A 14,577-nucleotide genomic window follows, 5' to 3' on the forward strand; every position below is an offset into this window, starting at 1 on the left:
ATTTTTAGGTATGCCCGTTTTTAGGCGGTACGAAGGTATGAAGAAAATTTATTCTATTTAAAGAACAATAAAGTTAACGTATATCCAGGCGAAGGGAGCCGCTACCAGTAAGGAATCGAACCGGTCGAGGAAGCCGCCGTGCCCGGGCATGATGCTGCCGGAATCTTTGACGCCGGCCAGTCGTTTCAGCCGCGATTCCAGCAGGTCGCCGGCGGTGCCGAAAACGGCGGCGATACAGGCCAGGCCTATCCAGTGCGGCCAGTGCAGCCATTGATCCCCCCAGAAATACCCGAACACGCCGGCGGCCGCAATGGCGAGAATCATCCCGCCCACGGTACCTTCGATGGTTTTCTTCGGCGAAATGGCGGGAAAAAACGGCGTGCGCCCGATCAGGGAGCCCACGATATAAGCCATCGTATCGTTTATCCAGATAAAAATGATCAGCAGCAGGGGGATGAGGAAACCGACGGGCACAGGCGTCAGTTCGTACGGCTGTAAGCGCAGGCTTACCAGCATGGCCAGCGGCATGGTCACATATATCAGCCCCAGCAGCGAGTACCCGATGGATTTTAAGGAAAACACCCTGCTCATCAGTATCTCACCCAACGGCAGTATCAATACGAAAATCAGCGCCATCGCCCAGCCTATTTCGCCCACGGTTACGCCGGTGCCGCCGAACGTGGAGTTGGTAGCGGCCATCATGATGGCGCTGCCGGCCACCAGTACGCCGTATTTGTGCCAGGGCGATATGTCGTGATACTCTACGTCGATGTTGCGCACCAGTTTGAAATATTCCTGCAGGGCAAAAAAATTGATCAGGAAAAAAAGCAGGAAAAAAGACAACTCATTCCACAAAATGCCTCCGAGCATGATGGCGACGAAGAACAGGGCGGTAATGGTGCGCGTGATGAAGGTCTTCATACAGGCTTAAAAAGTTGGATCGGGCGTAAAGCTACTGATTGTTTTCGATTGTCCCCTCCCGGCTGGCCGCAATCAGCTCGCGGGCCTTGCCTTCGTTGGAATTATGTACATACACCTCGTCCATTCCGGGCAGCATGGTGCCGAAAGAAGAGTCCTGGCGGTTGACGATCACCGCTTCGATTTCATTTTCCAGCAGCATGCCTTTGATGATCTCCGCCTCGAAGGGCGTTTGGCTGCCGAATACTTTTACCCAGTCTTTTTCCATGTGATTAGTCTTTAAATATTTGAATGATCCTGTTTGTTCTCTTCGTTTTCTTCCTCCTCGTCACCCGGCTCGGCGGGCAGTTCGAAAGTTTGCCCGGCCTCCCGCGCCTTCATATACAATCGCCAGATGAGGATGCCGGCAACCAGTGCGCTCAGCGCACCGTAAACAGCAGGAACGTGCTCGTCCTGCGTCGCATCGTAGCTGATCACTTTGGCCTGGTACAGATACACTAACACCACCTGCAGCCCGTTGTTCACAAAATGGCCTGCAATGGCGAGCCACAGGTTGCCGGTTACGAAGTAAATGGCGCCCATGAGGAAGCCCAGCAGCAGCCGCGGCATAAAACCGAGGAACTGCATATGGATGGCGCTGAAAATAACGGCGGCGATGATGGCGGCCACCCAACCATTTTTAACCATCGGTGTTAATACTCTTTGCAATACCCCGCGGAAAAACACCTCTTCGGCGATGGCCGGCAGCAGCGCCAGCAGCAAGAGATTAAACAGCATTGACCCGATGTCGGGCATATTGAGCAGCAGTTTGGTCTGTTTGGTGGCCAGTTCCTCCAGGTCGCGCATTTGTTTGGACACCGGCCAGGTGCTGTTCCACTCCCCCAGCACGTTCACCAACGGCAGCGCGCAGAGGATGACGAGGATGGCCAGCGCCAGTTGCAGGTACTTCGGACGGGCGGAAAGCCCCATGTAAACAGCCGGACGGGGATGGGCCAGGTAGGCAAATACCAGCGCCGGCACCATAAAACTCACCAGCGTGTAAAGCAGCTGTACGATTTTGAGGCCCCGTACAAAGGAAGGATCGGCCCATACCTTGGTGTCTTCCATCTGAGCGATCGTATAGCCGCCACTGATAGCCGGGAAAAATCCGGCCAGGAACAGTGAGTATAATAACATGAACGCAAACCAAAGCCCGAAAAACGTGATCAGCTGCATGAATGGAGAGTATTGCCGTAAGTATCCCATAAGTATTGCTGTGGTAATTTTGCGTAAATTTACATTGTGTTTGCCAGTTGAACGACTAGCGGCGTGCTTTTAATTATTATATGGTAAAAATAGGAGATATAGAACTGGGTGAATTCCCTTTATTGCTGGCGCCTATGGAAGACGTGAGCGATCCGCCTTTCCGTGCCGTATGCAAAATCAATGGTGCGGATCTCATGTATTCGGAGTTCATTTCCTCGGAGGGTTTGATCAGGGACGCCATCAAAAGCCGGCAGAAACTCGACATTTTTGACTACGAACGCCCGGTGGGCATCCAGATATTCGGCGGCGACGAAGAGCCCATGGCCATGGCCGCCCAGATTGTGGAGGTGGCCAATCCGGACCTGCTCGACATCAATTTCGGCTGCCCCGTAAAAAAGGTGACCTGCAAGGGCGCCGGCGCGGGTATCCTGAAAGACATCCCCAAGATGGTGCGCCTCACCGAAGCCGTGGTAAAGGCCACCAGGCTCCCCGTAACGGTCAAAACGCGCCTCGGCTGGGACGACGACACCAAAAACATAGAAGAGGTGGCGGAACGGCTCCAGGACGTAGGCATTAAAGCCCTCACCGTCCATGGCCGCACCCGCACGCAAATGTATAAGGGCAATGCCGACTGGACCCTGATCGGTAAAGTCAAGAACAACCCCCGCATCAAAATCCCCATTTTCGGTAACGGCGACATCTGCACACCCGAGCAGGCCAAAGCCGCCAGGGAAAAATACGGGATAGACGGGGTGATGATCGGCCGGGCGGCCATCGGTTACCCCTGGATATTCAACGAAATCAAACACTACCTGCGTACAGGCACCCACCTGCCCCCGCCAACCGTGGCCGAGCGCGTAAAAGTGTGCAAACAGCACCTGCGCCACTCTATCAGCTGGAAGGGGGATGTGGTCGGTATCCTGGAAATGCGCAGGCACTATACAAATTATCTGAAAGGCCTGCCGCACATCAAAGAATTCCGTGCACAATTAGTAACTTGCAATACGGCAGCGGCGGTAGAAGAAGTGCTGGATGCCGTTGCACTACAGTACAGAGATCATATATTTGAAAGGACAATGGCCCCGATGGCAGAAACAGATATGGTAGCGGCGTGTGGTTTTCCGGATTAATCCCAATTGAATCACAAAAAAATTACTTCACAATGGCCACGATCAAAAATCTGAAAAACGAAGTCTGGAAAGACTTGCAGATTAAAAACAAATCTGCCCTGCGTAAAAAATACGCGGTGTCCAATATGGGAAGAGTGATCAGTTACCACGAAAGCGTTGATGACGGCAAATTGTTGAACGGTTCTACCGTAGAAGGCTATACGGTGCTGAACATCAAACCCGCCGACACCTATCAGTCGCTATACCTGCACCGCGAAGTAGCCCGCCTGTTCTGCCCGAAAACCAGCCGCACCCAGAAATATGTGATTCACCTCGATTTTGACAAAAAGAACAATAAAGCCTCCAACCTCCGCTGGGCTACCAAAGAAGAAATGGAAAAGCACCAGCAGAACAGCCCGGCCAAAATTGCCTACAAAGAGCTCCAGCGCCATCGCCAGAAAGGCCTAAAGCTGAACGTGGTGAAGGTCAAAAGCATCAAACGCCTGCTGAACAAACCCGGCAAGAAAACGATGAAACAGATCGCCGAACAGTTTGCCATCAGCGAAATGCAGCTGTACCGCATCAAAAGCGGCGAAAACTGGAGCCATGTAACGCTGGATTAATGCCTGAGTCATCAGGAATGATCATATTATGATGTTGTCTGACAGTGGTTCCCCGCGGGGAGCCACTGCCTTTTAAGGGCCCTTCCCTTGCAAGCCTCCCCGTTTTGTCATACCTTACTCCTCTAAAATGATAGACTATGTCCGGTAAAAAGATAGCCATTATTGGCGGTGGCAACCTGGGCTCAGCCATAGCACAGGGTTTATTGAAGAGCGGCTTTTCAGAGGCGGCGGATATTACCATTACGAAACGCAACATCGCCACCCTGGCGAACCTCGCCGAACAGGGGGTTCAGGTAGAAACGGATAACGCCAAAGCCATCAGCCGGGCCGACGTGGTGGTGGTGGCCCTTAAACCATACAATGTCAAGGAAGTGCTGAGCGAACTGCGGGCCTCCTTCGACGCCAAAAAACAGATGCTCATCAGCGTGGTGACCGGCGTACTGCTCGACGATCTTGAAAAGATCACGCTGCCGGGCATGCCCATTTTCCGCGCCATGCCCAATACGGCCATCGCCATCCAGGAATCCATTACCTGCGTGTGCGGCCGCAACGTTTCGGAACAGCAAACGGCATTCGTGACCGATATGTTCAACCAGTTGGGCCAAACGGTGAGCATCGATGAAAAACTCATGGACGCCGCCACCGTACTGGGCGCCTGCGGCATCGCCTACGCGCTGCGGTTCATCCGCGCCAGCATCCAGGGGGGGATCGAAATCGGCTTCGATGCGCGCACGGCCACCCGCATCGCCGCACAAACGGTGAAAGGAGCGGCGGAACTGCTGATCCGCGAAAACCGTCACCCGGAAGAGGAAATCGACAAGGTAACCACCCCCAAAGGCTGCACCATTGCAGGCCTCAACGAAATGGAGCACCAGGGCTTCAGCTCGTCGCTGATCAAGGGGATTACCGTTTCTTATAATAAAATTGCGAAGGACTGATAACAGTTCAGCTCCTCATCAGGTTAAAAACAAAAGGCCGGGATAAGATTATCCCGGCCATTTAGTTAAACCTACAACTGTTACACTGTTTGTAACACTATTATCACTTATGCAAGTATTTTATCAGTTCATCATGGAAGCGGACGACAGGTCCTGCATTTCCAGCTCCTGGCGGGTGGGCGCTACCATCCGCTGGCGGATGTAACGTTTCTTCGACACCCGGCCCATACCGAACTTCGCCATCACTTTATCCACCACCATATAAATCACCGGCACCACAATCAGCGTCAGGAACATGGAGCTGATCAGACCGCCGATAATTACCCAGGCGAGGCCGTTTTTGGTAGACGCCACGCCACCGGTAGCCAGTGCGATCGGCAGCATCCCGATCACCATCGCGATGGTGGTCATGAGGATGGGGCGCAGACGGGCCTTGTTGGCGTGCAGCAGCGCGTTATACGTGCTCTGCCCTTCTTCCTTCATCTGGTTGGTAAAGTCCACCAGGATGATCGCGTTCTTCGCCACCAGGCCGATCAGCATGATCATACCCAGGATGGTGAAAATGTTCAGGGTGTTGTTCGTCAGCGCCAGCGCAAGCAGGGCCCCGATGATGGACAGCGGGATGGAGAACATCACCACGAACGGATAGATATAGTTGTCGTACAGCGCCACCATGATGAGGTATACCATCACGATCGAGATCAGCAGCGCCATACCGAGTGTGGAGAACGAATCGCCCTGGTTTTCAGCGTCACCGCCGAATACATAAGACACACCGGCCGGTTTCTGCAGCTTGGCGACTTTCGCGCCGAATTCCTGCGTAACTGTACCGGAAGGGCGGCCCATTACCTGCGACTGTACGGACACGGAAGTGTTCTTGTCGCGACGCTCGAGGCGGCTCGGCCCGGAACCCTCGGTAATGGTCGCAAACTGCGACAGTTTGATCAGTTCGCCCTTATCGTTTTTGAAGTCGATATTGGAAACGTCCTGGATGTTTTTACGGTTGAAGTCGTCGAAGCGGATGTTGATATCATATTCGTATTCACCCTGGCGGAATTTCACCTTGGAATCGTCCGCCGTACCGCTGAAGGCCGTTTGCATAGTACCACCCACGTTTTCGAGGGTAAGGCCCAGGGCCGACATCTTATCACGGTCCACCTGCACGTTGATTTCCGGGTTACCTTCTTCCACAGACAGTTTCACCTCGCTGGAGCCCTCGATGGTCTTCAGTTCGGCCATGGCCGTTTTGGCGAAGCTCATCACACTGTCGAGGTTGGTGCCCATCACCACCAGTTCCACCGGCGCACGTTCCGCCGTACCCATGATGCTCACGGGGGTTGTTTTCACTTTCACGCCTGGCAGCTGGCCTTTCAGTTCCTTTTTCACCTTGGAGGCAAAAATGTCTGCCGCCTCACGCTGGTGCAGGTCTATCAGCATCACGGTGATCTCCGCTTTATAGGCGGTAGACTGCGAGGTGCCGAAGCCGTCTTCGGAAGTCTGGCCCACAGTGGTGATCTGCGAAACCACCTCGCGTTTTTTGTCCATGATCTGCTCCACCTTGCGCGTAGCCTGGTTGGTTTGTTCCAGGGAAGCATCTTTCGGCATTTCGAGCATGATGATGAACTGGCCGCGGTCGCCTTTCGGGATAAACTCACCGCCGATGTAACCCCTGCTCAGGAGCTGGAAAGAAGCCACCAGCAATACCAGCGCACCTACGATGGTGATGGTTTTGTGCGCCAGCGCCCATTTCAGGCCATTGGTCATCCAGTGGGTGAATTTGTCGAGCTGTTTTTCAAACCAGAGGATGAATTTCTCGAAGACGTTTTTACCCGTCAGATGCGTCAGCTTACCGAAGCGGGAAGCCAGCAAAGGAACGATGGTAAAGGAAGTCAGCAAGCTCAGCAGGGTGGAGATCATCACCACCACGCAGAATTCGCGGAGAATCTTGCTCACCAGTTCGTTCGTCAGTGAAATGGGTAAGAACACCACCACAATTACGAGGGTAATGGAAGTTACGGTGAACCCGATTTCCTTCACCCCGTCAAACGCCGCACGCACCTTGTTCTTGCCCATTTCCATGTGACGGTATATATTCTCCAGCACCACAATCGCATCATCCACCAGAATACCTACTACCAGGGAGAGCCCTAAAAGGCTCATGAGGTTCAGCGAGAAGCCGAACAATTTCATACCGATGAAAGTCGCGATCAGCGAGGCCGGGATGGAGATCATCACGAAGATGGCGTTCCTCAGGCTGTGGAGGAAGAGCATCATCACGGCAGCCACCAGCAACACGGCGATGATCAGGTCATGTATCACGGAGTCGGCAGACTCGAGCGTGAACACCGAGTTGTCGTTGGCGACCTTGATCTCGAGTGCGTTGGCGCTGTATTCTTTTTCGATCCCTGCGATCGCCTTCTGTATTTGTTTGCTCACTTCCACGGCATTGGCATCCGTCTGCTTCTGCACCTGCATGGCGATGGCGTTCAACCCGTCTACCCGCGCAATTCTCTCCGCATCTTTCTGGTCGTCCTGCACATCGGCCACGTCCTGCAACCTCACCTGGGTGCCAGTTGCCGTGGTAGTCAGCACTAAATTCCGCAGCTGGTCCACATCCTTGTATTTACCCGCCAGGCGCACCAGTATCTGCTGATCCGTGGTTTTCACCTTACCGGTGGGGAAGTCGAGGTTAGCGTTGGTCACCAGCTGGCGGACCTGTAAAATCGATAATTTATACGCTTCCAGTTTTTTAGGATCGATATTGATCCTGATTTCCCGTTCCTGGCCGCCGATCAGCGAAATCTGCGCAACGCCGGGCAGGCGCGAGAGCTGCGGTTGCAGCTTTTTGTCCACCAGGTCGAAGAACTTGCGCTCATCCATTTTGGCCGTGGCAGACAGGGTCATGATCGGTAAATCGTCGAGCGAAAACTTGTTCAGCGACGGTGGTTTGGCATCGCCGGGGAGGTCCGCCAGGATGGCGTTCACCTTACGCTGTGCGTCCTGCAGCGCAATGTCCACATTGGCGTCGTTGTTCAGTTCTACCGTCACAACGGAAAGGCTTTCAGACGACTTGGAAGTCAGTTTCTTGATTTTTTCCATCGAGGCCACCGCATCCTCGATTTTTTTCGTCACGGTGCTTTCCACCTCCTGCGGTGAAGCGCCCGGGTAGACCGTGGCGATCGTTACGATCGGCGATGAGAACTTGGGCAGCAGCTCGTAGTTGAGGGATTTGTAGCTGATGAAACCAAGCAAGGTCAGGATGGTGAACAGTACGACCACCACCGTCGGCCTTTTTATGGAAATCTCTGTAATTTTCATGATTCAGTTCGTTTATGTAAGCAATCCTACTTGGTCTGTTCTGTCACCTTCGCACCGTCGACCAGGTTGATCTGGCCGCTGGTAATCACGGTCTCGCCTTCATTGAGCCCTTCGCGTATTTCCACTTTATCGCCGTAGATGCGGCCGGCTACTACCTTACGGAGTTTTGCGGCATTGCCTTCTTTCACGTAAAGCTGGTTACTGTTCACACCGCCTACGAACGCGGTGCGGGCTACCAGGATGGCCGGTTCCTGCCGGGGCATTTCGAAGTTGGCGGTGCCGTACATGCCCGCTTTCAGGGGTTTGCCGCTTACATTGGTCACTTCCATTTCTACCGGGTAGCTGAGCGTATTGTCGCCTTTGGCGGCGATGAATGTGATCTTGCCGGTGTATACGGTTTCGGGGAATACGTTGGTGGTCACGTTCACTTTATCGCCCAGCTTCAGGTTGATCACCTGGAGCTCCGGTACGGTTACGCGCAGTTTCAGGCGCGATACGTCCACGATGTCGAACATTTTGGTGCCCGCGGAGAGGTAGGCGCCCTGCTCCACGTATTTGGCGTTGATGATGCCGGAGATCGGCGCTTTCACATAGGTGTCGCGGATGCGGCGGGAAGCTGCATCGTAGCGGCTTTGTGCGATTTCGTACTGCAGGCGGGTGTCGTCCATTTGTTTCTGGGTAACGCCGCCGGTTTTGAAGGCGCTTTCAAATCTTTCCTTGTCTACCTTCATCTGCTCCAGGTTCACTTTCGCCGTCTGCAGGTCGGTGCCCAGCAATTCATCATCGATGCGCGCCATGATCTGGCCCTGTTTCACGACACTGCCTTCGTCCACCATCAGTTTGGTGATGCGGCCGCTCACTTCGCTCAGAAAGGTCAGATCGCGGGCCGGCTCGAAATTCCCGTTCACGGAGAATTTCTGATCGAACTCCACGCGCGCCACCTTTTCGGTGAGCACGGGCACATCGCCGGTGTTGCTTTGTTTTACGAATTCCGTTTTGTCAGCATTCGCCTTTTTGTTGGCGTTCAGCTTCCACATGATGGCCGCAATGGCCGCTATTGTTAAAGTGCCGTAGATTAAAACTTTCTTCATGGCTTGCATTAGTTTAAAAGTGATGGCAGGTTACCGTTAGATTTGATCAGGTCGAGCTCGGCAAGTTTGTATTGCAGGAGCGCTTCGTTGTAGCTGTTTTGCGCCTCAGCCAGTGAAGTTTCCGCGTCGAGCAGGTCTGTCAGGCTGGCCAAACCCAGTTTGTAGTTATTTTGTGTGGAAGCGTACACCTCATCGGCGAGGCCCACGTTTTCTTTTTGTGTTTTGATGGTGCTGAGACTGTTGAGTATCACCAGCCGGGAGTTTTCGTAAGCGGTGGTGAGATGCAGTTTGTTCAGCTCCTGCCGCAGGTCGATCTGCCTGAGCACCTGGTTGGCCTGCTGCACCCGCGAGCGGCGTGCGAAACCATCGAAGATGGGCACTTTCAGCGTGAGGCCGATGGAGGCCATGCCGAACCAGTTGGCGGTGCCCCCGCTGCCGCTGAAGAGGTCGAATTTGTTGCTCAACCCGTTGTAAGAATAGCGGCCGTTAAAGGAAAGGCTGGGAAAATATTCCGCCAGGTATGCCTTCTTCTGGAATTGTTGCAGTTCTTCCGTTTTGTCTAAAAGTTTCGTTTCCGTTCTGTTGGCTATGTTGAAACTCCCGAAGTCGGCAGTACCGGCGGCTTTTTGTTCTATTTCGCTGAGCGCCAGCGGAGGCAGGCTGATAGCTGCATCTGCGGGCATGCCCATGCTTTGTTTCAGTTTGTTTTCGTCCACCCTCAGCTGGTTCTCGAGCTGCGTTTTCTGGGTCTGGTAGTTCACCAGGCTCACCTTGATGCGGTCGAGGTCGATTTTTTTGGCCAGGCCGTTGTCGAACTGGCTTTTGGTGGTTTCCACGAGGCGGGTCAGCTTGTCGATGTTGGACTGCAGTACGTTCATCCTTTCTTTCTTCACCAGCAGGCTGTAGTATTGGGCAGACACTTCATAGATCACGTTTTCCGTGGATTGCTGTGTTTGCAGGGTGTAATACTGTTCCCCCGCTTTCGCTGCTTTCAGGCCCGTGAACACGCTCTGGTTGTAGATCTGCTGGTTCAGTTCGCCGGTGGCGGCAACGTTCCAGGTGGTACCTACTTCGAGCAGCGAGGTTTTACCTGGTTGGCCCGTAAGTTCGCCCGGTAGTACCATCACCTGTTTTTTCAGGTTGTCCGTGATGGTGCCGTTGGCATTCACCTGGGGCAGGGCCTGGGCGCGCACCTCTTCGGTTTTGAGCCGGCCTATGTTTTCCTCGATCCGGCTCACGGCCAGGGTCTGGTTATTGGCCAACGCAAACTTCAGGGCCTCCTGCAGTGTCAGGGGTTTCGTTTGTGCGTTAGCGTTTAATATTCCTGCTGTTGAAAGAAACAGGAAGGATACGATCCATTTTTTCATGTTACAAACTGTTATATCGTATGGTATTTATGCGGTTTGACGAATGGCCGTGTATGCTTCGATGCGCCGGTGGCCTTCCGGAGTGGCAACGCCGTGTATATAATGTAACGTTACCTGCACCATCACGTCGTGGAGGTCGAACTGCGCCGCGGGGAAGTAGCGCGGGTTGTAGGCCGATTCGATCTGCATCAGCCGCAGGTGCGTGATAATGTCGATGTTCATGTTGCTGCGGAAAAGTCCCTCACGGATGCCGCGCTCCAGGTTTTCCCGGATGCTTTTGCGGACAAACCGGTCTTTGAACTCCTGGATAACTTTCCACGCGGAGGGATGGTATTTTTCAAGCTCGAACAGCAGGACGGGATTGATGCTCTTTACCTGCAGTTCTATTTGGCGGAGTGAGAGCACCAGCTCCTCAATGGCATCCCTCCCACTGCTGGTGCACTCCTCCAGTTTATGACAATGTGTTCCGGTCATGAAAGCCACCACGGCGTCTACGAGATCCGTTTTATCGGAAAAGTGCTCGTACACCGTTTTTTTGGAGATGCCGCATTCACGGGCGATGTCCTGCATGGTGATGCTTTTGATACCATATGTGCTGAATAAGCGAAGGGCGGTTTCTAAAATTCTTTCCTTCATGCCTTATTTTTTTAATCCTTTGATGAAAATGGCGGTGAACTGCTCCTGCCACTGCCGCACGGTTTCGAACCCTTCTTCGGAGATGTCGTCGCTCATGGCGCCGTTGGCCAGCGAAAGGCGGAGCCCCAGCATCGACTGGATGTATAGAACGGCCATCTGCTGCACGTCGCAGGGGGCCAGTTCGCCCCGGTCGATGCCTGCCTGCAGCACTTTGGCCGTCATGGCGGTTTCCCGCTGGCGGGCCTGTTCGAATACGTCGCCGGTAGTGTCTATCTGTTTGTCGCGCAGTACTTTAAAAAGCTCCAGCCGGCAGAATCTTTTGGCGAAGATGTGGCGCACCCTGGCCATCTCCAGTAATATGTCGACGGTCGCGCCCTCGCCCTCCGCTACTTTTTCGAGGCGTGCAAAAAAGGTTTCACCTGCTTTTTCGAGCACTCCGAAGTGCAGCGCGTTTTTGTCGGGGAAATAGTAGTATAAAGAGGCCTTGGAGCAATGCAGATCTTCGGCGATCTCATTCATAGTGGTTTTGGAAGCACCATAGTGAGTAAACCTTTTCAGAGCCGCCTCTATGATCCGGTCACGCATTTCGTCTCTGTTGTCTGTGTGCATTAACTTTCTGACTTTTTTAGTTACAAAGTCAAAGGTATAGTGAATATTTGGATTTGGTAAATGAAGTTGACCATTTAACGGATTTTTAACGATTCCGTGACAGGGAGAGTTTTGGGAGTTTCCCGGGAACAGATTGATTATGAATCAGTTAAATTACATGGGTCTGATAACCAGGGTCACTCTCACTTATAACCGGCATGGCTGTGATGACCTCACCTGAGCCGGGGCGGGGCAAAATGGCAGTACGGAGGAAGCAGAAAAAGAGGCGGGAAGCGCTCCCCCGGCATCCGGTGAACCGGATTTATTCACATATCCATGTACCATGTGGACTATCATGACAATCTGGCCAGGGGCGTACACCTGTTTCAGGACGAGTCACGTAATCGTTTCTTTTTTTACTCTTTGAACCTGTAGACCTTTATGCGGATTAACAACAAGGGGTGTAAACCTATTTCGGGACGAATCAAAGTGAACCCACCGTAAAAGACGAACCTACAACGAAGCTACAACGAACCTACAACGAAGCTTCCCTTTTGGACGTAGGTTCGTTATTCCCCCAGTGTAGGTTCGTTGTAGGTTCGTCTTTTGCCCTGGGAATCTCCATTCAGATCAAATTTCTGTCAATTCGCGTTCAATTTCCGGCCGGCACCGGGACGGTAATTACGGGGAAGGAGAAAACAGGCAGGCGTGCCCCGTGTTGCTCCATATTCTGCACTCGTGCACATTTTTTCTGCACTCGTGCACATTTTTGAAGGAGCCTGCAGGGCACCGACAGCGGACGGAACGCCGTGCGCCCGGAATGGTTTACCGGGTCGGGAGGGAGCGAAATACGAGCGGGGCCGATGGTATTGATCTGCCGGCCACGGCCAAAACACTGAAAAACACAACTTATTGGGAATGAGTTTTTTGGCACATATACACAAAATGAAAAATCCTGATTCATTCGTTTTATATTATGTGTAAAAACGCCAATAAATGAATTTCAGCCTTTTCCACGGCATGGGCCTTATTTCTAATGGCGGTGTACCTTTTTTGGTTATCCCCGGCTTAAACGCGCCGAATCCACGCCGTCCAAAACCGCTCTTCCCGCTAAAATTACCGGACCTGCCCGCCTCCAAAAGCGGGAAATGAATGCCTGGAAGGGCGTAACAGGGTGCTGTTTGTCGCAAATGAATGGTCCGGGCCAAATGGGATATGCCGGCCGGGGCATAGCAAAAAGGCCCGCCTTCCGGCGGGCCTTTTTGCTATTTCTATGTAGACTTTTCCGCTTATTGCAGTTTCTCCAGTGCCGCTTTCAATGCTGCCAGCATGGCAGGGATTTCTTCTTTCACACAGGTGCCCACGCTCAGGCGGTACCAGGGTGAGTTTTTAGCCGAGCCGAATGCGTAGAAAGGAACCACCGCCAGTTTCGCCTCATCCAGGATGTAGGAGGTAACGGCTGCCTGGTCTGCCAGCTCTTTCCCGTCTGCCGTCTTTTTACCCACCAGGTCCAGTTTGATGGTGAGGTAAATGGCTGCCTGCGGAGCGATGGCGTCTACCTGGTGGCCGGCTTTTTTCAGCGCGTCGAATCCTTCGAAGATTTTCACCAGTCTTTCTTCCACCTCACCTTTGAAGTGAACGAGGTATTTGTTCACGGCTTCTTTCTGTACGAGGTATTTGGCAGCGGCTTTCTGTTCTGCCATGGGGCTCCAGGCGCCCACGTGAGACAGGATCGCTTTCATTTTGCTCATCACGTGTTTGGGGCCCAGCGCCCAGCCCACACGCACACCCGTACCGGCAAAGGCTTTACTCATACCGTCGATGAACACGGTGTAATCTTTCATTTCCGGGCGGAGGGAAACGGGGTTGTAGTGATGCGTTTCACCGAAGGTGAGCACCCAGTACATCTGGTCGAACAGCACGTACAGCGGTTTTTCACCGGCTGCGCGGCTTTTGTTCTCTTCCAGTACCATATCGCATATTTCTTCCAGCTGTTTTTTACCAAAGGTAGTACCGGTGGGGTTTTGCGGAGAGCAGAGCGCCAGCAGGGTTGCACCTTTCAGCAGCGGCTTCAGTTCGGCAGCGGTGGGCATGAAGTCGTTTTCCGCTTTTGCTTCCAGCACCACGTGCTCGCCTTCGAGGAAGTGAGTGTAGTGGTTGTTGTTCCAGGAAGGAGTGGCGTAGATTACTTTCTCACCGCGGTCAACGATCGTGCGGTAAGTAGCGTAGATGATCGGACGGCCGCCGCAGGAGATCACGATCTCGCTGTTCGGATCATAGCTGAGGCCTTCGCGCTCCGAGATGAATTCGCCCACTGCCTTGCGCAGTTCGGCAATACCGTCGGCCGGCGGATAGTTGGTGTATTTATCCTTGTAAGCCTGAATGATTTCATTTTCAAACTCCAGCGGAATAGGGAATACCTTGGGGTCAAAGTCACCGATGGTGAAATTGTAGATCTTTTCACCCTTAGCCTGCTTTTCCTTTATCTCTCCGGCCAGTTTGATAATTTCAGAACCTATCAGCGTTTCGGCTAAATGAGACAGTTTCATAACCCCAGTTTTTTTGTTTTAATGAATGATGATTTTTGCGCCCGCAAAACTAACCGATTTATTAATAATTTAAAAGAAAAGGCATATTGTTTTCAATATTTTCAACACATGGCAGAAATACTGCGAATTTGTTCAAAAATAAGTCGATTTACCGCTCTTTTAACAAGCATTATATTTTGTGATAATGCGAATACA

Annotated in this window: 12 protein-coding genes; 3 read left to right on the forward strand and 9 right to left on the reverse strand. The window is 52.8% G+C overall.

Annotated features, from left to right (window positions below; all coding sequences use genetic code 11):
- Window positions 1-57 precede the first annotated feature (57 nt).
- The 3 genes from EGT74_RS08405 to EGT74_RS08415 are packed head-to-tail and all read right to left on the reverse strand — an operon-like array spanning window position 58 to window position 2,133.
- Window positions 58-921: a phosphatidate cytidylyltransferase gene (locus EGT74_RS08405; protein WP_123846061.1), complete on the reverse strand. Its 864-nt coding sequence runs from the start codon at window positions 919-921 to the stop codon at window positions 58-60.
- A gap of 31 nt (window positions 922-952) precedes the next feature.
- Window positions 953-1,186, reverse strand: a complete 234-nt coding sequence (locus EGT74_RS08410; RefSeq protein ID WP_123846062.1) for a putative signal transducing protein — start codon at window positions 1,184-1,186, stop codon at window positions 953-955.
- 11 nt (window positions 1,187-1,197) lie between these two features.
- Window positions 1,198-2,133, reverse strand: a complete 936-nt coding sequence (locus EGT74_RS08415) for a CPBP family intramembrane glutamic endopeptidase (RefSeq protein ID WP_158618059.1) — start codon at window positions 2,131-2,133, stop codon at window positions 1,198-1,200.
- Window positions 2,134-2,243: 110 nt separating this feature from the next.
- Between EGT74_RS08415 and dusB the strand changes: the two genes are divergently transcribed.
- The 3 genes from dusB to proC all read left to right on the forward strand — a co-directional run bounded on the left by dusB (window position 2,244) and on the right by proC (window position 4,833).
- Window positions 2,244-3,293 (forward strand): tRNA dihydrouridine synthase DusB, encoded by a 1,050-nt coding sequence (gene dusB / locus EGT74_RS08420; RefSeq protein WP_123846064.1) that lies wholly within the window; start codon window positions 2,244-2,246, stop codon window positions 3,291-3,293.
- 32 nt (window positions 3,294-3,325) lie between these two features.
- On the forward strand, window positions 3,326-3,895 hold the full coding sequence (locus EGT74_RS08425) for an HNH endonuclease (RefSeq protein ID WP_123846065.1): 570 nt from the start codon (window positions 3,326-3,328) through the stop codon (window positions 3,893-3,895).
- Between the two features lie 137 nt (window positions 3,896-4,032).
- Window positions 4,033-4,833 carry a pyrroline-5-carboxylate reductase gene (gene proC / locus EGT74_RS08430; RefSeq protein WP_123846066.1) on the forward strand — a complete coding sequence of 267 codons (801 nt, stop codon included), beginning with the start codon at window positions 4,033-4,035 and terminating at the stop codon, window positions 4,831-4,833.
- A gap of 123 nt (window positions 4,834-4,956) precedes the next feature.
- On the opposite strand, the gene EGT74_RS08435 is transcribed toward proC, so the two are convergent.
- The 6 genes from EGT74_RS08435 to EGT74_RS08460 all read right to left on the reverse strand — a co-directional run bounded on the left by EGT74_RS08435 (window position 4,957) and on the right by EGT74_RS08460 (window position 14,382).
- The gene (locus tag EGT74_RS08435) at window positions 4,957-8,151 is read right to left on the reverse strand and encodes an efflux RND transporter permease subunit (protein WP_123846067.1); all 3,195 of its coding nucleotides are present in this window, start codon (window positions 8,149-8,151) and stop codon (window positions 4,957-4,959) included.
- Window positions 8,152-8,177: 26 nt separating this feature from the next.
- Window positions 8,178-9,242, reverse strand: a complete 1,065-nt coding sequence (locus tag EGT74_RS08440) for an efflux RND transporter periplasmic adaptor subunit (protein ID WP_123846068.1) — start codon at window positions 9,240-9,242, stop codon at window positions 8,178-8,180.
- An 8-nt stretch (window positions 9,243-9,250) separates the two neighbouring features.
- Window positions 9,251-10,609, reverse strand: coding sequence for a TolC family protein (locus tag EGT74_RS08445; RefSeq protein ID WP_123846069.1), 1,359 nt, complete (start codon window positions 10,607-10,609; stop codon window positions 9,251-9,253).
- Between the two features lie 27 nt (window positions 10,610-10,636).
- Window positions 10,637-11,245: a TetR/AcrR family transcriptional regulator gene (locus EGT74_RS08450; protein ID WP_123846070.1), complete on the reverse strand. Its 609-nt coding sequence runs from the start codon at window positions 11,243-11,245 to the stop codon at window positions 10,637-10,639.
- A 3-nt stretch (window positions 11,246-11,248) separates the two neighbouring features.
- Window positions 11,249-11,854, reverse strand: a complete 606-nt coding sequence (locus EGT74_RS08455) for a TetR/AcrR family transcriptional regulator (protein ID WP_123846071.1) — start codon at window positions 11,852-11,854, stop codon at window positions 11,249-11,251.
- A gap of 1,268 nt (window positions 11,855-13,122) precedes the next feature.
- Complete coding sequence (locus EGT74_RS08460) at window positions 13,123-14,382, reverse strand: pyridoxal phosphate-dependent aminotransferase (protein ID WP_123846072.1); 1,260 nt, start codon at window positions 14,380-14,382, stop codon at window positions 13,123-13,125.
- Between the last annotated feature and the right edge of the window lie 195 nt (window positions 14,383-14,577).

Source organism: Chitinophaga lutea (genome assembly GCF_003813775.1).
Classification (GTDB): domain Bacteria; phylum Bacteroidota; class Bacteroidia; order Chitinophagales; family Chitinophagaceae; genus Chitinophaga; species Chitinophaga lutea.